The sequence below is a fragment of the Natrononativus sp. DTA114 genome, assembly GCF_059736515.1.
The window spans coordinates 862,000-888,711 of record NZ_JCASSN010000001.1 but is presented as its reverse complement, the minus strand read 5'-3'; the positions used below and the strand labels follow the sequence as shown (position 1 = coordinate 888,711).

Below are 26,712 nucleotides of genomic sequence, written 5' to 3'. Positions count from 1 at the left end.
TTTTAGTCGCTGAGATGTATACCGAAGTATCGACGCGGAGTAATATGGCAATTGAATTCGAAGGGACAACAGATCCGGTGGGACTCGAGGTGTACGACGAAATCGAAAAGCGTCGGCTACGAATATATACCTCAAATGCCGTTTCACCAACAACTCTGTCCGGTGAGGAATTTTGTTTTCCACTTGATGAAGTTTGCTCAATTAAAACAGATTCTATCGTTTTTGGCCAACGGTATACAGTCAACCTTCATGACAAGAACGGGCGTACTATACGCAGTTTGAAAACTGGTGAAAAAACCACGTTTGATGAATCTATTCGGTTTGTGGGACTTGATGGACCAATTAAATTATACTGTCGCATTGCTTCATCGGGATATATTGAAGCTGGAATAGACTCGATTCATTTAGTATTTGACTGTGAATCACATGTCGAATTAGGTGCCCGGTCATTACATGAACGTCCAGCCGGAACCATTCGTACTGACGATAGTATTGAATCAATGGCCACTGCCATTTCTACACTTTCGTCATCACTCAAATCAATAACGCCAGAACGGAGCTGGCCGACGCTTAGAGGGCATCCACCGCTAATCGAACGAGGAGATCAACTCCAAATCCCAGAATCACTTAAAAAACCAGACACGGATATAATAATTGAAACCCCACCTCGATATGAGTCATTGTATCAAGTTTCGCCGCTTGCATTTTATTTAGGTGCCGAAATACGACTTGGCACTGATGCAAACCTTATAACTCCCGAGTTCACTTATTCCCTTGGAGAAGCTGATTCGTTAGAAAATGACGTGAGTAGGCTTCTCAAACAGGTGTTTTTCTTAGATTGTCTTGTTCGGACAGAGGGCTTATACCAATATGATCTTCACGAAAGGAACCTTCTCGTGGATTTCTTACCTTTCAACCTTGATGAAATATATGAAGATGCACTTTCCTCACAGTTGATGCAGTATATCGAGGTCCCATACGACCTTCTTGAACCTCATCTTCCTCGGTGGCCACTAACAGCGCATATACCAGCAGAACCAAGTCGGGTTGAGTTGCTACCCTTTGTGATAAATGAGCTAGGTATAATCCGCAAACCACAAGGAACAACTCTTAGATACCGTTATCCAGATTCAAGCACAGAGGACAGGTTGACACGGTCTATCGGTGATACTCAAATTAACCGAAACCCATCCAATTCACCAATAGCCCAGGACATCGAAGTTATTTCCCCAAATCATTGTGGTGAATCAATTGAGCACGCATGGTTTGATAAAAACATTCCCCACGGTGCCTCAAAAGCAACTATTGAAGCGTATAGAAGTCAATTGAAACGTGATAAAAAATCAGACTCTATTGAGATATTGGTTGTTTGTAATGACGTTCGAATGCTTGAAGAGCATGATATTTTGGATGAAGTTTACGGAAATAGGGAAACTTTACCATTTGCTGTTCAATCCGAATTCGGAATATCTACGGATAAGTTAGAGTTACTGTTAACTGATCATTCTTTCGACTTTTTGCATTATATTGGGCATGCAACTGAAACTGGATTAGATTGTCCAGATGGTAAACTCGATGTTTATACGTTACCATCTGTCAATATTGATGTCTTCTTTATCAATGCGTGTAGATCATATCATCAAGGACTCGCACTCGTACAGCAGGGTGCGTTTGGCGGTGTCGGAACACTCGGGAACGTCATTAATGAGGATGCTGTAAATGTTGGGGTTATGATGGCCCGCTTTTTGAATCTAGGATTCCCGCTTCGTGCAGCTGTTGAATTATCTAAAGAAACGTACGAACTCGCTGAACAATACTTGATTATTGGAGACGGATCTGCGGATATTGCTCAATCAGATGGCGGTGCGCCATCTATTATTGAACTTGAACCACAACACAATGATATGTATGATGTTTCGCTGCGTACCTACCCAACTAAAGAATTTAGACTTGGAACAACGTCTAGTCCAAATTTAGAGTCGGATAGTGTTGAACACTTAACCCCAGGTCAACACACATCTACGCATATAGACAAATATGAGTTAGAAGAATATTTAACGTGGGCAGGGGGTCCGGTTTTACACAAAGATAGAATTCACTGGATGGATGGGATTTCAATACCTAATTTAGAATCATTATAGGCTACTGCAACAAAATGGTATTCTATTATGGCCCAACAGTCGAACTACAATTCCCCGCTAATGCCGTACTGGATTGACCAAGTAATACGAGCAATGTGAATAACGCGCCGATCATTCGTGGGTGCGATTCCAGGTAATCCTTCATGCTGTCTTTTGCGGACATTGTATTCACTACTAAATTGCCAACGGAAATCAATCTATCTTATAATTTTAGAGGGGTTTGTGCACAATTATCTATGAGTGCGTAAATTGTGAACATATAGTTACGACTTCAAAGTAGATCAAAAGCTTTCTCGGTGCGCCGTAGCTCATCTCATACCTCAGTCTGAGCTGTTTAGAATTGATCGACTGTGGTAGCTTGTATTGAATATTAGCTCGAGACCATATTTCAACCGACGCCTCTTTGACTCGAGGTCCTCTGTCGTATTTTCACTCGAGTCGTCGTCTAACCGTCACCGTTCGCGTCGTCCTGTGTTTCTTCACCATCATCCACTCCAGGATACTCGAGCACTTCGCCATCTCCTTGCTCGAGCGTCACGTCCACGTTCTCGCCGTCCACGACGGCGGTTTCCGACACTGCGGTTTCGCCGGCGTACTGCTGTTCGACGCCGTCGTCGGTCGGCGTTCCGACTGCGATCTCGTACTCGCCGAGCGCTTCGACGCTGCTGTCGGTGTAGCCGTCCTCGGTGCCGAGTTCGTCGTTCGTGGCGTACGGCACCGTCAGTTCGAACGAGCCGTCGTCCTCGAGGTCGGCCTGTTGCGTGTAGGTGAACGTCCGGCCGGGGGCGGTCTCGAGTTCGACCTGTGCGTACACGACCGCGTCCTCGTCGATGCTCTGGTCGTCGACGGACCCGGTGATCGTCGCACCCTCGACGCGTTCGAAGGTTTTCACGGAGGAAACGATCGCACCGTCCCAGATCGGGGTCATGCCGAGCATTTCAACGGAGCCTTCCTCTCGAGACTGTGCGAACTCATCGTGCAACTGCTCGGTTTCGTCGCTCCATTCGAGTCCCAGTGCGGCAGAACTCCGGGGGGTCGGTCCCTGAGGAGTCTCCATGCCGCCGACGATCGCGTAATCGTCGGCTTCGTGAACCAGCCTGTAGTGCTCGAGTTCGTCTGCGTCCTCGAGGTAGAGACTGGCGAGCATCGTGTCGTAGTATGCCTCACCCGGTCCGTTGAGGGTGTGCTCTTCACCCTGGTACTCGTACTGGTTCTGTTCGATGTAGGTGCCGTAGCCGGGACCGGACCACGTCGTGATCGCACCGAACTTCCCGCCGGCCATCTGGTGGTCAATCATGACGTAGCGCAGCTCTTCGTGGGAGTCGTTGTCCTCGAGGAGCCGTTCGATCTCCTCGTCGGATTCGTCGGCGACGGAGACGTCCGCGGCGATGCCGTCCATGACGAGTTCGCCGCGCGCTTCGGACTGGGCGGTCAGGAACGCCGAGGAGGAGCGGGCGTTCTGCTGGAACGGGTTCGAATGTGGAATCCGTTCACCCTGGACCGTTATCAGATGACCGTAGTCCCACCACGACATCACCCCGTACGCTCCTTCGGGGTAGTCGTAGTCGCCGTCTTCGGGGTAGTCGTAGACGCCGTAGTACTCGAGTTCACTCGCGTTGTCGGCACCGCCCCAGTCGCCCGGCGCAGGGGTGTTCTCTTGAAGCCAGTGGTTCGACTCTTCCCACTCTATTGCGTTTCCACTCGGTGCGGCCCCCTCGCCACGCTCCCACGCGGTATTCGCGGCGACTGGCGGGAGCAGCGGTGCGAACAGTAGCGTCACCACCAGCAGTACGGTGATCACCTGGTAGGTTTCAATCTCCCGAAGTGATTGGCGGCTGGTTTCGAAGTCGAGATTGAATAGTCGGATGATGTCGGCGATGAAGACGGCGTTGACGACCGCGACGGCGAGGACGAGATAGTAGGCGAAGCGGACCTGCGTTGCGGCCATGCTGATCAGGAACAGCGACCAGACGAGGATCAGCGTGTACTCGGCGCGATACTCGCGGCCGAGAAGGGGGCGGGCTGCCAGCAGGATGAGTCCGGCGAGCATCGTGTAGAACGCCATCCCGAACTCGGAGACGACGTGGTCGGTGAAGCTATCCGGCGGCTGTGCCTCGGAGATCGTGAGGTCCGTATCGGCCGCACCGAACGGAACGAGTCGCCGAACCAGGTTGTCCGAAATCGTCCCGAAGAGATCCGGGAGGGCGAGCGCCATCATCCCGAACGCGAAGAGGAGCAAGCCACCGATCGCCGCCGGGTAGTAGACGGGCGTGATCGACCGCCGGTCCCACTGGCGAGCCAGCCACGCCATGAACAGACAGCCGGCCGCGACGAGGGCCGCGGCGGCCGGCTGGAGATAGCCGAAACTGGTCGGGCTCGAGGACCACTCCTCAACCAGGAGAACTGTAATGAGCGCCGTGACCCCGAGACTGACGGCACCGACGAACGCGACGTGGTCGGGCGAAATACCCCGGAGGTAGTCGAGACAGAGCTGTACGGTAAAGAAGACGGCGAGAATGCCGATGAGGACGACGCCAGGGGGCCACACCCAGATGTACAACGAGAGGGCAACGCCCGCAAGCACGCTGTAGAGTGCAGGTACCCGAAGCGCGTCCCACTCTCCGCCGGCCGCCAGCTCGTAGATCGGTTTCTCCCGTTCTGCGACCCGAAGTGCGACCATCATCGCGAGGATGGCGAGTGCCATGAACAGCACTTCCGCGACGTGGTGCTGGAGTTGCCCTGCAGTCGTCCGGTAGAGGAACGTCCCCGGCGCGAGCGCGAGGAGTACGACCGAGACGAGTCCACCCAGGGTTCCACCGAGGCGACGACCAATGTAGAACACGGGTAGCGCCACGAGTGCAGCCATTATCGGCACGGAGAGCAGTGCAACGGTGTACAGCGTTTCCGTCGAGGGATCGCCGAGGCCGACGACCATCGCGGCGGTGACGATCAACTGATCGAACAGGGTGCCGAACTGTCCGACGTATCGTCCGGTTGGGAATCCGGTCCAGACGTCGAACGGCATCGTTCTGGGGTAGTTCTCTGCCGTCCACTGGACGGTCCGCCAGTGGTACCAGGAGTCGATTGCGGCGAGTGCCGGCGAACCGTCGTCGGTAACGAACCGTTCGTAGCGCTGGGTCCGCACCCAGATCATGAACAGCATCACGATCCCGATTACCGGGAGATGATACCATTCCTCCCACGTATCGAGGACGGAGGACTCGGTGGTTTCCTCGACGTGTTCGGTATCAGTACTCATTAGGCTGCAACAGTCCCAAGTCAAGAATAAGCCTTGTCATATACTCGCCGCAGTTTCATGTTCAAACTGCGGATCAACCCTCTATTGTGCCGACGTGATGGCTGAAGGGGAAGGCTTATTCGCCGCTCGCGGAAATCCAACGGCAATGAAGGTCTCCGTCGTCATCTGTACGTACGCGATGGAGCGCTACGACGTGTTCTCCGAGTGCGTCGAGAGCGTCCTCGCCCAGACGTACGAGCCCCTCGAGGTCGTCATCGTCGTCGACGGCAACGAGGCCGTCTTCGATCGCGTCTGTACGGAGTTCGGCGACCGGGAGAACGTCGTTCTCCACTGCAACGCGGAGAATCAGGGGATTTCGTACAGTCGCACGCGCGGGGCGAAGATCGCGACCGGCGACGTCGTCGCCTTCATCGACGACGACGCGGTCGCCGAATCCGACTGGATCGAAGAACTTGCGCGCGTGTACGAAGAAACCGACGCGATCGCGGTCGGCGGCCACGCGAAACCCGACTGGGTCACCGAAAAGCCCGATTTCTTCCCCGCAGAGTTCTACTGGCTGGTCGGCTGTGACGAGCGCGGGATGGGCGAGCACATGGAGGAACTACGAAACACCTACGGCTCGAACATCTCCTTTCGTCGGGAGGTCTTCCTCTCCGTCGGCGGCTACGACGAGAACACGGGGCGGAAGGGCGACCGCCACATTCAGGCCCACGAGGCACCGGTCTGTATCCGGATGGCGAACCGGTACGGCAAGGGCGTAATCTACAACACCGACGCCGTCGTCAACCACAGGCTGTTCGACTATCGCGGCGACTTCGGCTGGCTAGTATTTCGCTCGTTCTGGCAGGGCTACTCGAAGCGGATCATGGACCTGCTGTTACCCGAAGCCGCCGGCGACAAGAACGACTACCTGAAACAGCTCCTGCTCGAGTTCGTCCCGATTCGGCTGCGTGATCTCGTCGAAGCGCCCTCGAGAGCGAAGGCGAAACAGCTCGTCACCATCTTCGTCTTCACCGCGGCGGTCGGCTTCGGCTACCTGTACGGATTGACGAAACCCCGACGTGAGCTACTCGGAGCGGACGCGTGACGCCGAGAGTTGTACCCGAGGAATCGCTTCGCGTTCTCCACCTGGTGACGGCTCGAGAGGTCTTTTTCGACCAGCAGATAGAGACCCTCGAGGGCAAGGGCGTCGAGACGACGGTGCTCGTCGTTCCCGGCGCTGACCAGATCGACGGGGCGATGGGCCGCGGTCGCGGCCCGAAGGAGTACCTGCAGTTTTTCCCGCGGGTGCGCCGCGAGCTTCGACGCGGTGACTACGACCTGATACACGCGAACTACGGCCTGACGGCTCCGTACGCGGTGACGCAGTTTCGGCTTCCCGTCGTCCTCACGCTGTGGGGCTCCGACGTCGTCGGCTTCGACGGGCTCGTGACCAAGGCCTGCGCGTGGCGCTGCGACGCGATCACCGTTCGAAGCGAGGAGATGCGCGAACTGCTGGGCCGGGACGCCGAGGTCCTGCCGAGCGGGATCGACCTCGAGCGGTTCCAGCCGATGGATCGCCGCGAGGCCTGCGAGGCGGTCGGCTGGGATTCCTCGAAAGCGAACGTCCTCTTTCCGTACGCGCCCGACTACGAGCGCAAGAACTACCCGCTGGCCGAGCAGGTAGTGGCGCGGGTGGCCGATCGGATCGACGACGAAGTCGAACTGCGAACGATTTCCGGCGTAAGCCACGACCGGGTGGCGACCTACATGAACGCCGCCGACGCGCTGTTGCTCACCTCGAGACACGAGGGGTCGCCGAATACGGTCAAGGAGGCGATGGCCTGCAACGTGCCGGTCGTCTCGACGCCCGTCGGCGACGTCCGGACACGCCTCGAAGGAGTCGCTCCCTCGGGCGTCGGGGCGAACGAAGACGAACTGGTCAATCACCTCGTGGCCGTTCTCGAGGCCGAGACGCGCTCGAACGGCCGCGAAATCGTCGAGGAAGTTAGCTGGGATCGGATCGGCGATCGGCTGCTCGAGATTTACGCGAGCGTACTGTAACGTCTTCGGCGCGCGAACTGTTGCCGGCACGCGTGAAACACGGTCGGTCCGCGGTCAGCGGTCAGGGGCCGGCGACGCGCGGAAAGTCGACGGGCACGTTTTCCCTGACGACGGTTCGAAACCGTGCGGACATCACGAGGAGTGCCGTCGTGTACACCGCCGCGCCGGCTCCGACGATGACGACCGTAACGGCCGTTGCCGACAGCGTCTCGGCAGGCGGCCCTGCGAGCACCGTCGCCGGGTACACAACTGCAGCCATGAGGAGCGCCGCCGCCCACTGGCGGCCGATTTCGACGATCGGGAGCTCGAAATCGAGGTGCTGACGGATCAACCAGAGCGCAGCAACCAGGCCGACGCCGGCCGAGAGCGCGGTCCCGACCGCTGCGCCGACCCAGCCGAACTCGTAAACGAGCACGACGTTGGCGACCACGTTCGTTCCGATGAACAGGCCGTTGACGCGAAAGGCGACGTCGGGCCGGTCGATTCCGTTGAGCGTGTTCAACAGCTGATCGAGGTAGGCGTACAGCAGGGAACCGAAGAGGAGGATCGGGAGGACGACGTGCCCTTCGACGAACTCCGTTCCGTAGATGGCGAGCACTCTGTCGCCGACGAGCAGTCCGCCGACGACCCCGGGGATCAGGACGAAGCCGGCGAACGCGAGCGCGTCCGTCGTCAACCTGGCGATCCGTCCGGACTCCCCCTGTGCGCTTCGCTTGCTGATCTCGGGAAACATCGCCGTGCTGATCGCGTGGGCGAAGATCAGAAAAAAGGAGCACAACGCCCACGCGATCGAGTAGATACCGACGAGCGCGCTCGAGACGAGCGCGCCGAGGATCAGGATATCGGCCTCGCTGAAGGTCTTGCCCTGGACGCGGCCGAGCCAGGAGTACTTCGCGAACTCGATCAGTTGCCTGTAGTGACGTCTCGAGGGGAGTTCGAACCGCGGCGTGAGTACGACGACCGCAACCGCGGCGGCCATCAGCCAGCCGGTGGAGTAGCCGATCAGCATCCCGGTGAGCTCGAGGCCGGCGAAGACGAGCGCGATCTGAACGATCGCCCGCCCGCCGATCTTCAGCGGCTTGAGGACGGCATAGACGTGAACGAGGTGTCTGCCCTGTAGCGCGGCGTTGAACAGCGAATAACACAGACTCGCGAGCAGCATAGCGACGAGCAGCCAATGAACGTCAGCGCCGACGTAGGCGTTTACTTGCTCGCTGAACGCGAGTACGCCGATTGCGAGGACGCCAAACAACGAGAGGATGATGCTCGTCCCGGCCCAGAAGTAGGCGTTCGGTTCCTCGCCCTCGCTCATCCGTTTCGTGATCGCGCTCGAGAGGCCGATGTTGCCGCCGATGCCGAGCCAGGTTACGACCGCGAGCGCGACGGCGTAGTAGCCGAGCACTTCGGGACCGAGAACACGCGCGAAGTAGATCGTCGCAAAAAACCCGATCCCGGAGGCGGCGATCTCCGCGCTAAACTGGAGGAACGAGGTCTGCCCGATTCTCATAGCCGGCGTTGGCGTACTGTTCCCTGCCGCGGGTAAACGTCCTTCGTTGTTTTCCAGGACGCGTGACTCTTCCCGACCAAAACGTATTTTTACAGACGAGTCGGGCTAGCGGTATGTCCCGCGATCTGCCAAACGTTCTTCTCGTCTCGGTCGACAGCCTTCGACCGGACTACTGCTCGTTTCTCTCCGGCGAGGCGCCGACGACGCCGTTTCTCGAGGAGCTCGCCGACGAGTCGACCGTCTACGAGAACGCCATCTCGCCGTCGGTCTGGACGCTCCAGGTCCACGGCTCGATCTTCACCGGGCGCTACCCGCCCGAACACGGACTGTACGACAAAGGGCAGGTGCTCGGTTCGCAGCCGACGTTCGCGGAACTCCTCGCCGATATCGGCTACGACACCCAGTCGTTCGGGCGGAACGGCTGGCTCAACACCGCTGAACTCACCCGGGGATTCGACCACCACTACTTCCACGACCCTTCGCACGTCCGAAACGGGTTCGCCGCGATGACCGACGGGGTACGCGCGGGTTCACCCGCCGAGACGACGGCGGGAACGCGTCGATTTCTCAGAGCCGGACTCGAGAAGGCCGCGAGCTTCGGGTTCAGACACACGATGAAGGACAAGCCCGCCGTCGACGCAACTCGCGAGCGGGTCGCGGCCGCCGACAGGCCGTTCTGTTATCTCACGCACCTCAACGACGCCCATATCCTCTACAACCCGAGCGCCCCCTACCACGCCCGATTCGGCGATCACTCCCTGCTCGAGCGTCGCCAAAACGTCCGCTACCAGCACCGGCTGCGGGAGAATCAGGGGAACGTCTACGCGGGCCTCGAACGTCCCGACCTCGAGCAGGTCGCGATCGCCGCGGACCTCTACCGGGGCTGTGTCGCCCAGACGGATCACCACATCGAGCGGCTGGTCGAGGGACTCCGCGATGCAGGGGTCTACGACGAGACGATCCTGATCGTCTTCGGCGATCACGGCGACCACCTGGGCTGGAGCGGCCTCACGAGCCACCAGTTCTCCGTGGCCGACGAACTCATCCGCGTTCCGCTGTTGATCCGCGACCCGACCGGCACCCTCGAGCCGGGTCACACTGACGACCTCGCACAGCTGAACGACATCTACCCGACGCTGCTCTCGCTGCTCGGCATCGAGCCCCCCGAGACGAAGAGCGTCGATCTTACCAGGGAGCGACGCGACGCGGCCTACGTCTACTACCGGTGTTCGGACACGCAGCTCGAGAGCGCAGCCGAGGAGTGTGACGGCTCTGCGGACGACCTGCCACCCGCCCGCCAGTACGCGGTCTGGCAGTCCCCGGAGCGAAAGACCGTCTGGTACCCGGACGAAAACGAGTTCGACGGCCCCGCGGCCGACGACGACGAGCTCCGCTCGCAGCTGCTCGCCCACTACGAGAGCCTCGCGGACGCCGCCCTCGGCGGGAGCGAGACGATCAGCGCCGAGACCGAGGAGAACCTCCGGCAGATGGGCTACCTCTGAGTCGGCTTGGCGAGGCGGTCGGCCAGCCCCGCCTCAGCAGTGTTCGGCCGCGCGGACTCGAATCCGCTCGGGATCGGCCCTGAGATCGGTTCCCCTCGACTCGCACCGGACGTACTCGTACTCGAGTTCGAGCGCCGAGGCGAGCATGCAGTAGGTCGGTTTGACCTTTTCGCCGAACAGCTCGACCAGCGCGCAGTCGCTCGCGAACGCGAGGTTCGCCAGCCCGGCGCCGTGGGGGGCGACGATCACGTCTGCCTCGAAGAAGAGCCGCGCCTGGTCGGCGAACTCGAGGTCCGAAAGCGTGTGTGACTCGAAGCCGAGGGGGGAAAGCGCCTCGAGCAGCGCGTTCTCGTTGACCACGCGCCGCCGATCCGCGTCGGCTCGCGAGACGTACAGTCGCCGCCCCTCGTCGCCCTTCGGGGCGTCCGAGAGGCCCGAGCCGTCGAACGATGGTCGGCGGCTCTCGAGTGCGTTCCCCAGTTCGGATCTGAGCCAGGCGCAGGCCGCCGGCGAGGTGAGCTTGTAGGTCAGGTCGTACTCGAACAGCTGCGCGTAGGCGGACCGGCGCTGCTCGGGCGAGCGGACCGAAGGAACGACCAGCCGGTCGACCGCGCTGTCGGTGCCGTCCCACTCGAGGAGGCGGTCGTCGCCGTAGCCGAAGCAGGCGAGCGAGTCGCGGACGTACGCCGGCGCGTCCTCGGGGAGTAGGATCGACGCCTCGAAATCCGACTCGGTCTCCCACCGACGGAGCCCCTCGAGGCGCGGCAGCCCCTTCAGGACCCAGTGGGAGTAGCCGCCGAGACAGGCGTCGACGAGCGAACAGACGGTTTCGAGCCGCCGGTCGGTCGCCCGCGGGCCGGAGAGTGAGCCGGGTCGGGCGGCCGCCCGCGCGAACAGCCGCGGGTCGGCGAGCAGCGAGCGCTCGAGGCGGTCGTGCCGTCCGAGCGAGGTCTCGAGGAGGAACGCGCCGTCCGGCCCGACCGCGAGGGCGTCCGGTCCGAGCAGGCGGGCGTTCGCGACGGTGCAGACGACCGGCCGCTCGAGTCGGTACTCCCCGGCGACCCGCTCGAGTTCATCGGGGGCGTCCGTCGGCGGGGCGACGGAGAACGTCTCTGCGGTGCCGACGGGAGCACAATCCGTGGCGATTGCGGGAAGCTCCGCTCGAGTCCTGTATCGAAGCCGGGTTCGAGAGGCGACCATCGCGGCGATCAGTCGCGGTTTCGCGGCCGTCTCGAGTCCCCGGCGGAGGAGGTCGACCGGTCCGACGGCACGGAGCTTGCGACGTGCACGCCGGAGTGACATATCGTTGCGTTCAGCGGGGGCGACCAAATCGCTGACGGCTCGCGGCGATACCAGATGGTATTTACCGCGGTCGGGCGAATGCCCGACCCATGTCACTGGTGGCGCGAGCCCGGTCGGTCGTCGCCTCCGGAGGGATCCGCGGGCTCGCCTCGTCGGGTCGGGCGTACCTCGCCCACCATCCGTTTCTCGCCCGCACGCTTGCGCAGTCGCGACTCAGGTACTACCGCTTCGTCCGCGGCTACGAGGCGCTCGCCGACCCGTTCTCGCTGCTCGAGGTCGACCCGAACGCGATCGAAGACGCCAACCGAGACATCGACAAGTACCTCGAGGCGGGCGCGATCCGGGGTGGCGACTGGGACCGTCGGGTCGTCCCCTACGAGCAGTCGCTCAAGTACCGGTCGGTCGAACAGCGGTTCGTCGAGGGGCGTGACTGGACGGAGACCGACGGCCACGACGCGCTTCGCCGAAAGCTCGAGGCCGAGGGCGAGGTCGACGGCTGTTTCTCGCTCGCGGATCTAGGGCGGCGCTACGACCGCATCGACGCCCTCTACGAGAGCATGTGCCGCCACGGCTACGACCCGTCTCGAGGGTACGACGACGGCGCGCGAGTTTCGACGGCGCTCGATCAGGTGTGCGTCAGCGTCGGTCGCGACGGTGAGTTGATCTTCTGCGGCGGCGGCAACCACCGGCTCTCGATCGCGAAGGTGCTTGATCTCGAGTCGATTCCCGTCCGCGTCGTCGTTCGCCACGAGGAGTGGCAGCGACGACGGGAGCGCGCTGCGGACGCGCGCGACGAACAGCTATCCCACCCCGACCTTTGAGAGTTTCGCGGGGACGCTGCGGTCTCGTGAGAGACAATCGTTCCCTGATCACCGGACGTCCGCGAGGTCCGGGTGCGACAGCAGATCGTCCGACAGCCGTCCGCTCTCCGACGGCGACTCGCCGTCGCGAAGGTCGTTCCTGATCGCCTGCCACCGCGTGTGTCTGACCCGCACCTGAACCGGAACCGTCTCGAGGTCAAGCACCTTCGCGATCGCCAGCCGATGGCGGCCGGCGCCCTGTCGAAAGAACGATCCGTCGCGCCCGATGCAGACGCATATCTCGTTGAACAGCGCGTCGTCCACGTCGTTCGCCATCGCCTCGGTCTGCTCGGGGCGGGCGGCCAGGAGCTCCCGCTGCGTTCGGTACCCGTTTCGCTCGATCGACTCGTAGATCTGGTCTAGGCGGCGGTACCGCTCCCGCAGTTCCTGAAGCGTTCTGGCGCCCCGCGATTCGTTTCCGTTTTCGATCTTCCGGAGACTGTACTGGAACTGGTCCGTCTCCTCCCACGGCTTCCCGCGGACGTACCGATCGACGACCGACTCGTATACCTTTGTCTCCTCGAACTCGACACGCGAGGTGTCCCATGGCCCCCCGTAGACGCGACCAGGCTCGAGCAGGGACTTCTCGAGGAACGTGTTGTCGTACCGGATCGCCTCCGGGGGGACTCGGATCGTCTCGTACGGGTCCGCGTCCGTTCGCGGGGCGTCTCGGACCCGGTGCAGCGGCTCATAGAGGAGTTTCCAGCAGAGCCCCGCCACCAGGTACGAGACCGATCGGCCGCAGCGCGGTCCCGAGTGATGGTCGGTTTCGGTTCGCTGCGTTGCCATAGCGAGATATGTGTACCGGTTGAGTGATTACGGACGACGTGAAAAGCGTACCGAATGACTGTAGAATTGACAAATTGACGGACGATCGTGGGTGTGGCACTGGACGTGCACCTTGAGAGTGAACGCGCTGGATCGAGTACCACGCAACGATCCGCGACCGCTCGTGGCACGTTTCACGAACGCGGAGTATTATTACGCCTCGACGTGGATCTACCTGTCGATGAACGTGCTCCTGGTGGTCGTCGACGCCCTCCGAACCGACCGGGTCGGCGCCTACGGCGGGCGTCCGGTGACGCCGACGATCGACGAGCTCGCGGCCGAGGGAACGATGTTCGAACGCGCGTACAGCACGACGAACGCGACGGATCCGGCTCTGACCTCGCTGCACACGGGGCGCTATCCGCGGACGCACGGCGTGCGCAACCACGGCTCGCACGTCACCCCGGCGGAGAAACGCGCCGTCGAGGGGACGCCGACGCTCCCGGCCGCGCTCTCGAGCGCCGGCGTCGCGACCGGGGCGTTCGGCCGCCCGCTGGGCCGGTGGCACCGTCGGGGGTTCGATCGGTACCCCGAACTCGCCTCGAGTCACTGGCGACTCAAGGCGGCCGAAAAGGCGGTCAGTACCGCCCTCTACGGGGTTCACCCGGCGATCGGCGATACGATCTCGGGCGTCTACAACGCGATAACCGACCGGACGGGGAGCGACGACGAGGACGAGGTCGTCGCCGAGTTCGCGGAGTTCGTCGACGACGCCGACCGGTTTTACTCGCTCGTCCACCTCATGGACACGCACACCCCCTACGACGTCGACGACGCGCTCGTCGAGGAGTACCTCGAGCGGTTCGACTACGAGAACCGGCCGCTGTCGGTGGTCGCCGAGGAGTTTCCGGCGGGGTCGATCACGGCCAGCAGCCTCCGACCGGGGGGCGTGGTCAACCAGGAGAACGACCGCTGGCGCGACCACGACGTCGGTGTCGGTACCGCACTCGCACGCGCGCAGTACGATGCGGCGGCAACGGAGGCCGACCGGACGATTTCGGGGCTGCTCGAGGCGCTTCGCTCCCGGGGTGCGCTCGAGGAGACGCTCGTCGTCGTCTGTGCCGACCACGGCGAGTCCCTCGGCGAGCACGACATCTACTTCGACCACCACGGCCTCTACGAGCCGACGACGCAGGTGCCGCTGATCGTTCACACTCCCGACGATACCGCCGATCGCTCGAGGGAACTCGTCAGCCTGGTCGACGTGGCCCCGACGGTGCTCGACTACCTCGAGGTGCCGGCCACCGACGCCGACGGGCGCTCGCTGCGCCCGCTACTCGAGGGCGGCGACGGCTGGGTGCCGCGGGAGTCGCTATTGCTCGAGGAGGCGAACACCCAGCGCTTTCGCGGCGTGCGAACCGACCGCTGGAAGTACCTGCGGGCGGTCGACGACCCCACGTGCCGGTACTGCGAGCGCACTCACGGCGACGCCGAGCAGGTGTACGACCTCGAGGCGGACCCCGAGGAGACGGACAATCTCGCCGCGAAGCGACCCGACCGAACGCGCGAACTCCGCGAGGAGCTAGACGCGCTGCTCGCCCGGTACGAACCGCCGGCCGCCACCGCCCGTGACGACGCAGTCGAGTACGACGACGAGGAAGCCGCTCTGGATCGCCTCGAGTCACTGGGCTACCGATGACCCGTCGGCTGCCGGTCGTTCGACCCCGTCGCAGTGCCCGCACCGGGCCAGACCCAAAAACCACTAACACCCTCCCGTCGTTGCTTCGGTCATGAACGTCTCGATCGTCGGCAGCGGCTACGTCGGCACCACCATCGCCGCCTGTCTCGCGGACATCGGCCACGACGTCGTCAACGTCGAAATCGACGAGGGGATCGTCGACGCGATCAACGCGGGCGAGGCTCCGATCCACGAACCGGGTCTCGAGGAGCGGATCGCCGAACACGCCGGATCGAATCTCCGAGCGACGACCGACTACGGCGCCGTCTGTGACACGGACCTCACCTTCCTCTGTCTGCCGACCCCGCAGGCCGAGGACGGCAGCCTCGACCTCGCGATCATGGAGGCGGCCGCCGAATCGCTCGGCGACGCCCTCGCCGAAAAGGACGACGACCACCTCGTCGTCGTCAAGTCGACGGTGCTTCCGGGGACCACCGAGGACGTGGTCGGACCGATCGTCGCCGACCGCTCCGGCAAGCGCGTCGGCGAGGACCTCCACCTCGCAATGAACCCCGAGTTCCTGCGAATGAGCACTGCTGTCCAGGACTTCCTCGAGCCCGACAAGGTCGTCGTCGGCGCCACGAGCGAGGACGGGTTCGCCGCGCTTCGGGAACTGTACGCGCCGATCCTCGAGCGCGAGGAGACGCATCTGGTCGAAACCGGCGTGAGAGAGGCCGAACTCATCAAGTACGCCAACAACGCCTTCCTCGCGGCGAAGGTGTCGCTGGTGAACGAACTCGGCAACATCTCGACTGAGTACGGTGCCGACGCGTACGAGGTGTTCGAGGCGGTCGGCCTCGACGACCGAATTTCCGAGCGGTTCCTCCGTTCGGGCCTGGGCTGGGGCGGCTCCTGTTTCCCGAAGGACGTCAACGCGATTCGAGCGGGTGCGCGCGAACAGGGGTACGAACCGACGTTGCTCGACGCCGTCGTCGAGGTCAACGACAAACAGCCCGTGCGGCTGGTCGACGCCCTCGAGTCCCACGTCGACCTCGCGGGCGCCCGGATCGCCGTCCTCGGGCTGTCGTTCAAGCCGAACACCGACGATACCCGCAAGTCCCGCGCACTCGACGTCATCACGGAACTCGCGGAGCGCGGGGCGTCGGTCGTCGCCTACGATCCGGTGGCGATGGACAACGTTCGCGGGGAGTACCCCGAGATCGAGTACGCCGACTCCGCGGAGGACGCTCTCGAGGGTGCCGACGGCGCCGTCGTCGCGACGGACTGGCCCGAGTTCGACGACCTCGAGTTCGACGGGATGGCCCGACGGGTGCTCGTCGACGGGCGGCGGATCGACGTCGATGACCGGGATCTCGAGGTGTACGAGGGGTTGACCTGGTAACGGCCGGTCCCCGACGCGTTACCGGTCGAACGTGTCACTAGCCGAATTCGATCAGTACGCTTTTCGGCGTTCGGCATCGAAACCATGCCAATGGACGACGACGCGGCTCGTACGGACACGAGTCCCCGAATCGATGGTGGTGTTACCGTGACCGGCGAGCAACGGGCGATCGCCCCCGACGAGGTCTGTATCCTGTTGCCGACGCTCGAGGAGGCGGCGACGATCGGCGACGTGATCGACGGCTTCGCGAGCTACGGCTACACCAACGTCCTCGTCGTCGACGGCGACTCCAACGACCGAACGCGGGAGATTGCCCGCGAGCGCGGCGCACAGGTACTCACCCAGTCGGGCAGCGGGAAGGGACAGGCGGTCCGCGAGGCGCTCTCCTCCGTCGCGGTTCCCTACGTGCTGATGGCCGACGGCGACGGGACCTACGATCCGGCCGACGCCGACAGGATGCTCGAGCCCCTCGCCGATGGCTACGAGCACGTCATCGGCAACCGGTTTGCGAACATGGACGACGATGCGATGAAACGATTGAACGGCGTCGGCAACCGGCTGATCAACCGGGCGTTCCGGTTTATCCACGGGGCGGCCTACGAGGACATCCTGTCGGGATACAGGGCGTTTACCACCGAGTCGTTTCGGCGCATCTCGCTCGACTCGGACGGGTTTACCATCGAGACGGAACTCGCCGTCGAGTGTGTCAAACACGGGATCGACACCACGGTGGTGCCGATCAGCTACCGCGCTCGACCCGACGACTCGGAAACCAACCTCCATCCGGTCAGAGACGGCGGAACGATCCTCCTCGCGCTGTACTCCCTTGCCAAGACGAACAATCCGCTGTTTTACTTCGGCGTGTTCGGGTTCGCCGGAATCGCCTCGGGAAGCGCCATCGCCCTCTACGTGCTCACGCAGTGGGTCTGGTACGGGATCGGCCACGAGATCCTCGCCGTCGTCTCCGCGGCCGCGATCTTGCTCGGGGTACAACTGCTCATGTTCGGCGTGCTCTCGGACATGATCGTCACGCTCCACCGCGAACAGCGGCGTCGACTCGAGCGAATCACGCGGGAGAACGGACGGAACGAACGGTAGACCGGGAGTCGGAACTGCGGGTCAGAACGGAAGGAGCGATCGGAACTGTGCGACGACGCCGCCGGAGTGACGTTTTCGATACTCCTCGAACCGTGGGTGCAGGGCGTTCAGCAGTTCCTGTCTGCTCGCGAACTCCGAGCGGTCGACCTCGCTCAGGATTTCGTCGAGTTCAACGTCGTTGCCGTGGACGTCGTACGGAATCCGCTTCCCACCGAGCGCCGCCGAGACGTCGTCTCTCGAGGCGGGAAACGAGAGGTCACTGCGCCTGAGGTGGGCGTCGACGGCGGCGATGCCGAACTCGATGCTGTCGGGTTCCTCTGAGTCTCCGTTCGATGGTGGCCGTACTCCCATACCGACGGATAGACACTCGGGTCTCAAAATCGCTACGACCGACGGCCCCACCTACCGGACGTACCTGCGGCCGTCGACAACGATTTGACGCCGCCGGTGTTCGATACCCGTATGACCGAGTACACGACGGTTTCCATTCCGAAGGATCTGGCCGAACGGGTCGACGAGACCATCGAGGGGACGAGCTTTCAGAGTACGAGCGATCTCGTCCGGTTTCTGCTCCGGAGCATCGTCATCCAGCACCAGCGCTCGGGGGAGCTAACGGAGGCCGAGTTCGAGGACATCACGGAACAGCTCAAGGGGCTGGGCTACCTGGATTGACGGTTTTCGCCGCGCACGCGCGGCTCGCCGGTCAGACGCGGGACTCCTCGGGGAGCGACCCCTCCGGCGGTTTCGCGTCGACGAACTCGAGGGGCTGGCGCTCGCCGAGGCGATCGAACGCGCCGAAGGACTCCTGGCCGGTTCCCCAGGGAAGGGTCGCGACGAACACTACCGGCGCGAGGTCGTCCCGCTTCGATACTTCGAGTTCGCCGACGGGATGCGAGACGAACTGACCCTGGGTCTGGCCGGCCGGCGTCGTGAGATCGACGCCGAAGACGGCGTTGACTGGATTGCCGGGATCGGGGAGATAGAAATCCGTGAAGACGGGCGTCTCGGGTGGAAGCTCGTCGGCTCCCTCGAGATCGCCCGCAGGGGTCGTGGAGACGCCCGTACTCACCCGCTCGGGGTCTGCGTCTCTCGCGAGGTCGATCAGCACGTCGACGAGGGCGCGGGTTATGTAGATCACACTATATGCACGGCGGCCGCGACAATAGTTGTACTCCCCGTGAGTGGCGTCCCGGAGCGTTCTACGGCGTGAAATTCGTCGATAACCGATTGTCACGCTGGCCGATACTCGGGAAGTCCCGACTACACCGGGAGGAACTGTCGTAGCGTCCCGGCGTAGAGTCGCGGCATCCGCCGACGCGAACCGGCGAGCGCGTCCTCAAGCGCACGCGCGCCGTCGTGCATCACGCCCTCGCCGTGGCCCACCAGCACCCGTTCCGGGTGGAGGCCGCGAAGCTGTTCGCGCGGCGGTACCGCTCGCAGCATCGGATGAACCCCCAGGCGCTCGCCCCCGGCCAGGAAGTAGGGGGCCGCCCCCAGCGATTCGGGGACGACGAGAGTTCCCCGTTCCGGCTCGAACAGCGCGACCTCCTGCCAGAACCGCCCTTCGTGGAGCGGGTGAACCTCGATACCGGTGTCGGCGAGTTCGTCGCCGAACCGGACGATGGGTGCCGCTATCTCCTCGGCGACGCCCTCGAAGAACTCGGGGAGGTAGACGTGTGCGTCGTGGCGGTTCGCGATGGTAGCGGCGTCGCGCTTGTGACGGTCGACGCCGACGACGACGCCGGTGACCTCGCCCAACTCGGCAAGCAGGTCGTCGAGCCCGTCCGCGTCGACGGGGTCGAACAGCCACACCTCGCCGTCAACGGTGAGCGCGTGGCTCGCTCGCTGCATCGTTTCCTCGGAGTGTGCGAGCCAGCCGACGCCACCCTCGAATCGATCGATCTCCCGAAACGCCGTCGCGTCCTCGTCGACGCGGAATGCCATGCGCTGGCTAGCACGGGCGAAGCCATAAGGGCGCGGCCAACACTGGCCGGTCCGTTCCGCCGACGCCTCTTTGATCCCGGCGGGAGTAGAAAGGCGTATGCTGACCCGGCTGGCCTGGCTCGCCCTCGAGGTCAAGTATCTCGAGCCCGCGCGGCGGTTCTACGAGGAGAGCCTCGAGCTATCGGTGACCGACGACCGCGACGACGCCGTGGCGTTCGCCGCGGGCGAGACCGACCTGGTCCTCCGGCGTCCCTCCGGGGTCCCCCGTGGCGGGCTTCACACCCACTTCGCGTTCTCGATTCCCGACGCGGAGTACGACGACTGGTGGGACCGCCTGAGCGAGGAGTACGATCTCGAGGAGTTCACGTTCGGCAGCGCGAAATCGCTCTACTGCTACGACCCCGACGGCAACTGCGTCGAACTCGGCCAGCAGGGCCTTCCGGGGCCGGGGATCGACGGGATCTTCGAGGTCGTCCTCGAGGTCGAGTCGCTCCCCCGCGCGGAGTCGTTCTACGCCGGTCTGGGATTCGAGACGGTCGACCGCGGCGACGACCGGAAACGGGTGCGGATGAACGGGCCGATGGCGCTCGAGCTCTGGGAGCCACAACTGGGAATCGCGGACGCTCGCGGCGGCGTTCACGTGGACCTGGGGTTTGCGGCGGCGGACCCGGACGCCGCGGCCGATGCCGTCGCCGACCGGGCGTGTGAAATCGACCGCGGCGACGACGTCGTGATCCGCGATCCCGACGGCCACCACCTCACGGTCGTCGATGCGGACTCACAGTATCGTCGTCGGTGACAGTCAGTGCACACCCGGTCACGATCATCGGCGGTCAGCCTCGTCGCGACGGCCACGGCTGGCCGCACAGCTGTGACCGGGTGTAACCCGTTTCAACGACTACTCTCGCAGGAAGCGGGCGGCTCAGAGTCGATCCGTGTTCACGTCGATGCCGGGCGGTGCGACGATCAGAAAGCCACGGAAGTGAACGAGACTGCCGCCCGATTCTTTGACGTCACGGGCGAACCCGGAGGCGAGTTCGTTGACGCTGCCGTCGACGTAGAGGACGAGAACGTTGCCGCTCGCGATCGCCTCGAGCCACTCGTCGGGGTCGTGGGTCCCGTCTAAGACGCCGAGGACGAGTTCGCCGTCGAGTTCGAGTTCCTCGTCGATGTGTTCCTCGACCGCTCTGAGATCGAGGTCGAAGTCGCTCATGGTCGTGGGTCGAAGGGAGACGAGAAAAACGTTCCCCTGGAGTGGAGTGTGTCCCTTTATAATTACTCGGTCAGTCGGACGGGAACTCCTTCTTGAATCCGCGGAACTCGGCTCGATGGGCCTCCTCGTCGGCCAGGATCGTCACCGCGACGTCTTCAGTGACGGGATCGTTCGCCTCCTCGGCGGCCTCGAGCAGCGACCGATACGTCCCGATCGCGTCCTCCTCGGCCTCGAGGACGCCGTCGATCACCGACTGGACGTCCGTCGTGTCCTCGGGGGGCTGCAGACTCGACTGGCGCGCCTCGAACCCCTCGGAGCCGGGCGGGGCGTGCTCGAGCTGTTTCAGCCGCTGGCCGAGCAGCCGCGCGTGCTCGAGTTCCTCCTCGACGTCGGCCGCGAGGCTCTCTTTGACCTCCTCTGCGTGGACGCCGTCGAGGACGATCGAATTCGTCAAGTAGTTCATCACGGTCTCGAGTTCGTCGATGTACGCATCTCTCAGCAGGTCGATCACGTCGTCGGATGCCATTGCGACGCGGCGTACCACGAGCGGCGGTATAATGCTGACACGCGCTCGCACTCGGGCGACGGCTCGGGGAGCGGGAGCGTGTGGTGTCGAAGGGGCAGGTGAGTGGACGACTGTCCACTCGTCCCCGCGCGTCAGCGCCCTGGATGTTTGATTCTCAAGAACTCGGCCGGAATATACAACGTCACGCTCTACCGTGTCCGACATTTGCATAGTATCATCCGGTACTGTATAAGGACGTATGTTGAAACATAGGTCGTTGATGTCGTGCGGTTTCGGCGGCGTACATATCCGGACGGCTCTGTACAAATACTGCCGAAATCTGTTTCAGCGGCAGATTTATATACTACCTCGAGCCTCGAAGCGAGATACAATGTCTACATCAGACACACCCGGCTCTGACACCAGTCAGGGCGGTCGAGTTCTTCCAGGGCACGTTAGATTCCACTGAGGAGATTCAGGCGGCACGGGTTTTCGATACCACGCTCCGGGACGGCGAACAGTCTCCGGGCACGTCGTTTTCCTCCGACGACAAGCGTGAGATCGCAGCTATTCTGGACGAGATGGGAACCCACGTCATCGAGGCCGGGTTCCCCGTCAACGGCGAGGCCGAGTTCGAAGCCGTTCGCGACATCGCGTCCTCGACGCAGACGACGACCTGCGGGTTAGCCCGCGTCGTCGAGGGCGACGTTGAGGCGGCGCTGGACTCCGGCGTCGAGATGGTCCACGTCTTCGTGAGCACCAGTGACGTCCAGATCGAAGACTCGATGCACGCCACCCGCGAGGAAGTCGTACAGCGCGCGGTCGACTCCGTCGAACGAGTTACCGAGACCGGCACCACCTGCATGTTCTCGCCGATGGACGCGACGCGAACCGACGAGTCGTTCCTGCTCGAGGTGGTCGAGGCCGTCACCGAGGCGGGCACCGACTGGATCAACGTTCCGGACACCTGCGGAGTCGCCACTCCGCGGCGCTTTTACGACCTGATCGAGACGATCGGCGACCACACCGACGCCCGGATCGACGTCCACACCCACGACGACTTCGGACTGGCCACCGCCAACGCGCTGGCCGGCGTCGAGGCCGGCGCCGAGCAGGCCCAGGTCTCGGTGAACTCCATCGGCGAGCGGGCGGGCAACGCCGCCTACGAGGAGTTCGTGATGGCCGTCGAGTCGGTCTACCAGACCGACACCGGCATCGACACGACCCGGATCACCGAACTCTCCCGCGTCGTCGAGGAGAAAAGCGGGATGGCGACGCCCGGCAACAAACCGATCGTCGGCGCGAACGCCTTCTCCCACGAGAGCGGCATCCACGCCGCCGGCGTCATCGAGAACTCCGATACGTTCGAACCCGGGGTCATGACCCCCGAGATGGTCGGCGCGGAGCGAAAGCTGGTCATGGGCAAGCACACCGGCACCCACTCGGTACGGGAGCGCCTGAGCGAGTGTGGGTTCGATCCCACCGACGCCGAAGTACGGGCGGTCACCCGCCGCGTGAAGGACTACGGCGCCGAGAAGCGCCGGGTCACGGTGGCGGACCTCGAGCGCTTCGCCGAGGCCGAGGGCGTCGACCGCGAACGGCAACCGGAGGTGCGGGCCTGACGATGCGGCCCCCGGCACACACCACCGGCGAGCACCGGCTGGCGTACCGGCGGGTGTGCAATGGTTGCCACCCACACAAGCCTTATACCGATCGGGCTCGCTACGAGAACAGTAATGGCGCGACGCGAATCCGCTTCGGCTCGCACGGCCGACAGCGCCGCGTCCGTTTCGCTCATTATTGTAGGGGCCGCCTAGCCCCTACTCACCCCTCTCACCGACCCGGATCCGCACCGTTTTCAGAGCGACCAGCCCACCAGCCGATGACACGATACACACAACGACACCGCCGCACCCCCGCGGCGGGAGGGGATCGATGAGCGAGCGCGCGAAACCGGTCCCGCCACGAACCGAACAGGATCGCAGCCGCGAAGAGAGTACTGAGGAGTCCGCGGCGGACTCGAGTGCGTCTTCCGACGCCGAAACGCCGGCCGACACCCGCCCAGTGACCACGGGTGCCGAGGCGGTCGTTCGCGCCCTGGAAACCGCGGGCGTCGAGTACGCCTTCGGCGTCCAGGGCGGGGCGATCATGCCCGTCTACGACGCCATCTACGACTCGCCGATCCGGCACGTAACGATGGCCCACGAGCAGGGCGCGTCCCACGCCGCCGACGCCTACGGGGTCGTCACCGGCGAGCCGGGCGTCTGTCTCGCGACGTCGGGACCGGGCGCGACCAACCTCGTGACCGGCATCGCCGACGCCGACATGGACTCGGATCCGATGATCGCGCTGACCGGCCAGGTTCCCACGGAACTGGTCGGCAACGACGCCTTCCAGGAGACCGACACCACCGGCGTGACCGCCCCGATCACGAAGGCGAACGCGTTCTCGAGCGATCCCCACACCGTTGGAAACGACGTCGGCGAGGCGTTCGCCCTCGCGGGCGAAGGTCGACCCGGCCCGACGCTGGTCGATCTGCCCAAGGACGTCACGCTGGCCGAAACCGACCGCGAACCCGGCGAACCGCAGACGCCAGAGACGTACGACATCCAGGAGCGAGCGGACCCGACGATCGTCGCCGAGGCGGCCCGACGGCTCGAGGACGCACAGAAACCGATCATGCTGCTCGGCGGCGGCGTGATCAAGGGCGACGCCCACGAGGAGTGTCGCGCGTTCGCGATCGAACACGAGATTCCCGTGGTGACGACGATGCCCGGTATCGGTTCGTTCCCCGAGGATCACGAACTCGCCATGGAGATGGCGGGAATGCACGGCACCGGCTACGCCAACATGGCGATCACCCACTGCGATACGATGGTTGCCGTCGGCACCCGGTTCGACGACCGCCTCACCGGCGGCATCGACAGCTTTGCACCGGACGCGGAGGTGATCCACGTCGACATCGACCCCGCCGAAATGAGCAAGAACGTCCACGCGGAGTACCCGCTGGTCGGCGACGCCGCGACGGTCGTTTCCCAGCTGACCGAGGCCGTCGAGGAGTCGCCGAAAGCCACGAAGTGGCGCGCGCAGTGCCAGCAGTGGAAGTCGGAGTACTCGATGGCCTACGATGCCCCCGCAGACGAACCGGTCAAACCCCAGTTCGTCGTCGAGGCGTTAGACGAGGCCACGAGCGACCGCGCGATCGTGACGACCGGCGTCGGCCAACACCAGATGTGGGCCTGCCAGTACTGGACGTTCACCGAGCCTCGCACCTGGGTCTCGAGTCACGGCCTCGGCACGATGGGCTACGGCCTTCCCGCGGCTATCGGGGCGCGGCTCGCGGCCGATGACGATCAGGAAGTGATCTGCGTCGAGGGCGACGGCTCGTTCCTGATGACGATGCAGGAGCTGGCCGTCGCGGTCCGGGAGAACCTGGACATCACCGTCGCCGTGCTCAACAACGAGTACATCGGCATGGTCCGCCAGTGGCAGGACGCCTTCTTCGAGGGCCGTCACTCGGCCTCGGAGTACAACTGGTGTCCCGCCTTCGATAAGCTGGCCGAGGCCTTCGGCGCGAACGGGTATCGGATCGACGACTACGACGAGGTCGCCGAGACCATCGCCGAAGCCGTCGACTACGACGGCCCTTCGGTGATCGACGTTCACATCGACCCGCAGGCGAACGTCTACCCGATGGTGCCGAGCGGTGGCGATAACGGACAGTTCGCGCTGTCGGAGGACCAGCTATGACGGGCTCGCAGCCCGGAACCGGCGGGATCGACGGCCCTGCCCCCGATGAACGCCCCACTCCCGTGGGACGCCGGAACGCCCAGGGGATTCGGATCGATCCCGAAGTCGAGGCCGAACGCGAGCCACGGCGGACCGTGATCTCGGCGCTCGTCGAACACGAACCCGGCGTGCTCTCGGACGTCTCGGGGCTGTTCTCGAGACGGCAGTTCAACATCGAGAGCCTCACCGTTGGCCCGACCGAGGAGGACGGCCGCGCCCGGATCACGCTGGTCGTCGAGGAGACCGACCCCGGCATCGACCAGGTGAAAAAACAGCTGCGGAAGCTGATTCCGGTCGTCGCCGTGCGCGAACTCGAGCCCGACGCGATGCGCCGGGAACTCGCGCTCGTGAAGGTGAACGCCACTCGACCCGATCAGGTCGCCGCCGTCGCGGACATGTACGACGGAAAGACCGTCGACGGGAGCCCGGAGACGGCGACCGTCGAAATCACGGGCGCCCGCCAGAAGGTCGACTCGGCCATAGAGGCGTTCTCCCAGTTCGGCATCCGAGAGATCTCGAGGACGGGAACGACGGCGCTCGCCCGCGGCACCGAGGACACCGCCGGAAAGACGGCGAACCAGACCGCACAGCGCGCAGAACAACCGAACACGCAGTACACTGCACCCCAGACAAATGACTGATACAACCGAGACGAACGCAGACGACGCATTCACGACGAACATCTACTACGGCGACGACGCCGACTCCGGACACATCGAGAACAAGACGGTTGCCGTCCTCGGCTACGGCAGCCAGGGTCACGCCCACGCGCGGAACCTGCACGACAGCGGGGTCGACGTGGTCGTCGGCCTCCGCGAGGACTCGTCCTCGTGGCCACAGGCCGAATCCGACGGCCTGCGAGTGACGACGCCCGACGCGGCGGCCGCACAGGCCGACGTGGTGATCTTCCTCGTCCCGGACACCGTCCAGCCCGCGGTGTTCGAGGCGATCAAGCCGGAACTCGAGGCCGGAAACACGATCATGTTCGCCCACGGGTTCAACATCCACTACAACCAGATCCAGCCACCCGAGGACGTGAACGTGACGATGGCCGCCCCGAAGGGTCCAGGCCACATCGTCCGCCGGGACTACGAGAACGGCGGCGGCACGCCCGCCCTGATCGCGGTCTATCAGGACTACACGGGCGAGGCGAAGGACGAAGCCCTCGCCTACGCGCAGGCGATCGGCGCGACCCGCGCGGGCGTCGTCGAGACGACGTTCCGCGAGGAGGTCGAGTCGGACCTCTTCGGCGAACAGGCCGTGCTCTGTGGCGGCGTTACCGCGCTCGTCAAACACGGCTTCGAGACGCTCGTGGACAACGGCTACTCGCCGGAGATGGCGTACTTCGAGTGTCTGAACGAGCTCAAACTGATCGTCGATCTGATGTACGAGGACGGACTCGGCGGGATGTGGCACTCCGTGAGCTACACCGCGGAGTACGGCGGGCTCAGCCGCGGCGACCGCATCATCGACGACTCGGTGCGCGAGAACATGGAGGAACTACTCGAGGAGGTCCAAGACGGCACCTTCGCCCGCGAGTGGATCAACGAGAACCAGGCGGGCCGGCCGGCGTACACCCAGCTGAAACGCCAGGAAGAGGAACACGAGATCGAGCAGATCGGCGCGCCGTTGCGCGATCTGTTCGAGTGGGAGGAGACCGAGGACGAAACGGAACCGGCGGAAGTGCCGGCGGACGACTGA

Annotated in this window: 24 protein-coding genes; 14 read left to right on the top strand and 10 right to left on the bottom strand. The window is 63.4% G+C overall.

What is annotated here, in order from left to right; translation table 11 throughout:
• Window positions 1-89 precede the first annotated feature (89 nt).
• Window positions 90-2,141: a hypothetical protein gene (locus tag AC6I6S_RS04715; protein ID WP_497948577.1), complete on the top strand. Its 2,052-nt coding sequence runs from the start codon at window positions 90-92 to the stop codon at window positions 2,139-2,141.
• Window positions 2,142-2,166: 25 nt separating this feature from the next.
• On the opposite strand, the gene AC6I6S_RS04710 is transcribed toward AC6I6S_RS04715, so the two are convergent.
• On the bottom strand, window positions 2,167-2,304 hold the full coding sequence (locus tag AC6I6S_RS04710; protein WP_497948576.1) for a DUF7503 family protein: 138 nt from the start codon (window positions 2,302-2,304) through the stop codon (window positions 2,167-2,169).
• A 282-nt stretch (window positions 2,305-2,586) separates the two neighbouring features.
• On the bottom strand, window positions 2,587-5,400 hold the full coding sequence (locus tag AC6I6S_RS04705; protein ID WP_497948575.1) for an oligosaccharyl transferase, archaeosortase A system-associated: 2,814 nt from the start codon (window positions 5,398-5,400) through the stop codon (window positions 2,587-2,589).
• Window positions 5,401-5,545: 145 nt separating this feature from the next.
• Here AC6I6S_RS04705 and aglG point away from each other — a divergent pair, with 145 nt between their 5' ends.
• Window positions 5,546-6,487, top strand: coding sequence for a glucosyl-dolichyl phosphate glucuronosyltransferase (gene aglG / locus AC6I6S_RS04700; protein WP_497948574.1), 942 nt, complete (start codon window positions 5,546-5,548; stop codon window positions 6,485-6,487).
• The gene (locus AC6I6S_RS04695; protein ID WP_497948573.1) at window positions 6,484-7,443 is read left to right on the top strand and encodes a glycosyltransferase; all 960 of its coding nucleotides are present in this window, start codon (window positions 6,484-6,486) and stop codon (window positions 7,441-7,443) included. Before aglG ends, AC6I6S_RS04695 begins: the two co-directional genes overlap by 4 nt.
• A 61-nt stretch (window positions 7,444-7,504) precedes the next feature.
• Here the strand turns inward: AC6I6S_RS04695 and AC6I6S_RS04690 are convergent, their stop codons facing one another.
• Window positions 7,505-8,950, bottom strand: coding sequence for a lipopolysaccharide biosynthesis protein (locus AC6I6S_RS04690; protein ID WP_497948572.1), 1,446 nt, complete (start codon window positions 8,948-8,950; stop codon window positions 7,505-7,507).
• Between the two features lie 113 nt (window positions 8,951-9,063).
• Between AC6I6S_RS04690 and AC6I6S_RS04685 the strand changes: the two genes are divergently transcribed.
• Window positions 9,064-10,452, top strand: a complete 1,389-nt coding sequence (locus AC6I6S_RS04685) for a sulfatase (protein ID WP_497948571.1) — start codon at window positions 9,064-9,066, stop codon at window positions 10,450-10,452.
• A 33-nt stretch (window positions 10,453-10,485) separates the two neighbouring features.
• On the opposite strand, the gene AC6I6S_RS04680 is transcribed toward AC6I6S_RS04685, so the two are convergent.
• The gene (locus tag AC6I6S_RS04680) at window positions 10,486-11,754 is read right to left on the bottom strand and encodes a glycosyltransferase family 61 protein (protein WP_497948570.1); all 1,269 of its coding nucleotides are present in this window, start codon (window positions 11,752-11,754) and stop codon (window positions 10,486-10,488) included.
• An 89-nt stretch (window positions 11,755-11,843) separates the two neighbouring features.
• Here AC6I6S_RS04680 and AC6I6S_RS04675 point away from each other — a divergent pair, with 89 nt between their 5' ends.
• On the top strand, window positions 11,844-12,575 hold the full coding sequence (locus tag AC6I6S_RS04675; RefSeq protein ID WP_497948569.1) for a hypothetical protein: 732 nt from the start codon (window positions 11,844-11,846) through the stop codon (window positions 12,573-12,575).
• A gap of 48 nt (window positions 12,576-12,623) precedes the next feature.
• On the opposite strand, the gene AC6I6S_RS04670 is transcribed toward AC6I6S_RS04675, so the two are convergent.
• Window positions 12,624-13,403 carry a hypothetical protein gene (locus AC6I6S_RS04670; protein WP_497948568.1) on the bottom strand — a complete coding sequence of 260 codons (780 nt, stop codon included), beginning with the start codon at window positions 13,401-13,403 and terminating at the stop codon, window positions 12,624-12,626.
• Between the two features lie 163 nt (window positions 13,404-13,566).
• On the opposite strand from AC6I6S_RS04670, the gene AC6I6S_RS04665 reads away from it, so the two are divergent.
• From AC6I6S_RS04665 to aglJ, 3 genes are all read left to right on the top strand, one after another.
• Window positions 13,567-15,081: a sulfatase family protein gene (locus AC6I6S_RS04665; RefSeq protein WP_497948567.1), complete on the top strand. Its 1,515-nt coding sequence runs from the start codon at window positions 13,567-13,569 to the stop codon at window positions 15,079-15,081.
• Between the two features lie 91 nt (window positions 15,082-15,172).
• Complete coding sequence (aglM, locus tag AC6I6S_RS04660; RefSeq protein WP_497948566.1) at window positions 15,173-16,462, top strand: UDP-glucose 6-dehydrogenase AglM; 1,290 nt, start codon at window positions 15,173-15,175, stop codon at window positions 16,460-16,462.
• A gap of 90 nt (window positions 16,463-16,552) precedes the next feature.
• A complete protein-coding gene (gene aglJ / locus AC6I6S_RS04655; protein WP_497948565.1) occupies window positions 16,553-17,560 on the top strand; it encodes an S-layer glycoprotein N-glycosyltransferase AglJ in 1,008 nt (335 codons plus the stop codon).
• A gap of 21 nt (window positions 17,561-17,581) precedes the next feature.
• On the opposite strand, the gene AC6I6S_RS04650 is transcribed toward aglJ, so the two are convergent.
• On the bottom strand, window positions 17,582-17,911 hold the full coding sequence (locus AC6I6S_RS04650) for a DUF5789 family protein (RefSeq protein WP_497948564.1): 330 nt from the start codon (window positions 17,909-17,911) through the stop codon (window positions 17,582-17,584).
• Between the two features lie 111 nt (window positions 17,912-18,022).
• On the opposite strand from AC6I6S_RS04650, the gene AC6I6S_RS04645 reads away from it, so the two are divergent.
• Window positions 18,023-18,232, top strand: coding sequence for a ribbon-helix-helix domain-containing protein (locus AC6I6S_RS04645; RefSeq protein ID WP_497948563.1), 210 nt, complete (start codon window positions 18,023-18,025; stop codon window positions 18,230-18,232).
• Window positions 18,233-18,263: 31 nt separating this feature from the next.
• Here AC6I6S_RS04645 and AC6I6S_RS04640 read toward each other — a convergent pair whose 3' ends face one another.
• Window positions 18,264-18,698: a JAB/MPN domain protein-containing protein gene (locus AC6I6S_RS04640; RefSeq protein ID WP_497948562.1), complete on the bottom strand. Its 435-nt coding sequence runs from the start codon at window positions 18,696-18,698 to the stop codon at window positions 18,264-18,266.
• 122 nt (window positions 18,699-18,820) lie between these two features.
• Window positions 18,821-19,504, bottom strand: a complete 684-nt coding sequence (locus AC6I6S_RS04635) for a hypothetical protein (protein ID WP_497948561.1) — start codon at window positions 19,502-19,504, stop codon at window positions 18,821-18,823.
• Window positions 19,505-19,601: 97 nt separating this feature from the next.
• Here AC6I6S_RS04635 and AC6I6S_RS04630 point away from each other — a divergent pair, with 97 nt between their 5' ends.
• Window positions 19,602-20,303, top strand: a complete 702-nt coding sequence (locus AC6I6S_RS04630) for a VOC family protein (RefSeq protein ID WP_497948560.1) — start codon at window positions 19,602-19,604, stop codon at window positions 20,301-20,303.
• A gap of 123 nt (window positions 20,304-20,426) precedes the next feature.
• Here the strand turns inward: AC6I6S_RS04630 and AC6I6S_RS04625 are convergent, their stop codons facing one another.
• Window positions 20,427-20,717: a DUF5779 family protein gene (locus tag AC6I6S_RS04625; RefSeq protein WP_497948559.1), complete on the bottom strand. Its 291-nt coding sequence runs from the start codon at window positions 20,715-20,717 to the stop codon at window positions 20,427-20,429.
• A 70-nt stretch (window positions 20,718-20,787) separates the two neighbouring features.
• A complete protein-coding gene (locus AC6I6S_RS04620; RefSeq protein ID WP_497948558.1) occupies window positions 20,788-21,243 on the bottom strand; it encodes a ferritin-like domain-containing protein in 456 nt (151 codons plus the stop codon).
• Between the two features lie 317 nt (window positions 21,244-21,560).
• On the opposite strand from AC6I6S_RS04620, the gene AC6I6S_RS04615 reads away from it, so the two are divergent.
• The 4 genes from AC6I6S_RS04615 to ilvC all read left to right on the top strand — a co-directional run bounded on the left by AC6I6S_RS04615 (window position 21,561) and on the right by ilvC (window position 26,712).
• A complete protein-coding gene (locus tag AC6I6S_RS04615; RefSeq protein WP_497949298.1) occupies window positions 21,561-22,844 on the top strand; it encodes a LeuA family protein in 1,284 nt (427 codons plus the stop codon).
• Window positions 22,845-23,157: 313 nt separating this feature from the next.
• Window positions 23,158-24,972: a biosynthetic-type acetolactate synthase large subunit gene (ilvB, locus tag AC6I6S_RS04610; RefSeq protein ID WP_497948557.1), complete on the top strand. Its 1,815-nt coding sequence runs from the start codon at window positions 23,158-23,160 to the stop codon at window positions 24,970-24,972.
• Window positions 24,969-25,652, top strand: a complete 684-nt coding sequence (gene ilvN, locus AC6I6S_RS04605) for an acetolactate synthase small subunit (protein ID WP_497948556.1) — start codon at window positions 24,969-24,971, stop codon at window positions 25,650-25,652. Before ilvB ends, ilvN begins: the two co-directional genes overlap by 4 nt.
• Complete coding sequence (ilvC, locus tag AC6I6S_RS04600; protein ID WP_497948555.1) at window positions 25,645-26,712, top strand: ketol-acid reductoisomerase; 1,068 nt, start codon at window positions 25,645-25,647, stop codon at window positions 26,710-26,712. The genes ilvN and ilvC overlap by 8 nt, the downstream gene beginning before the upstream one ends.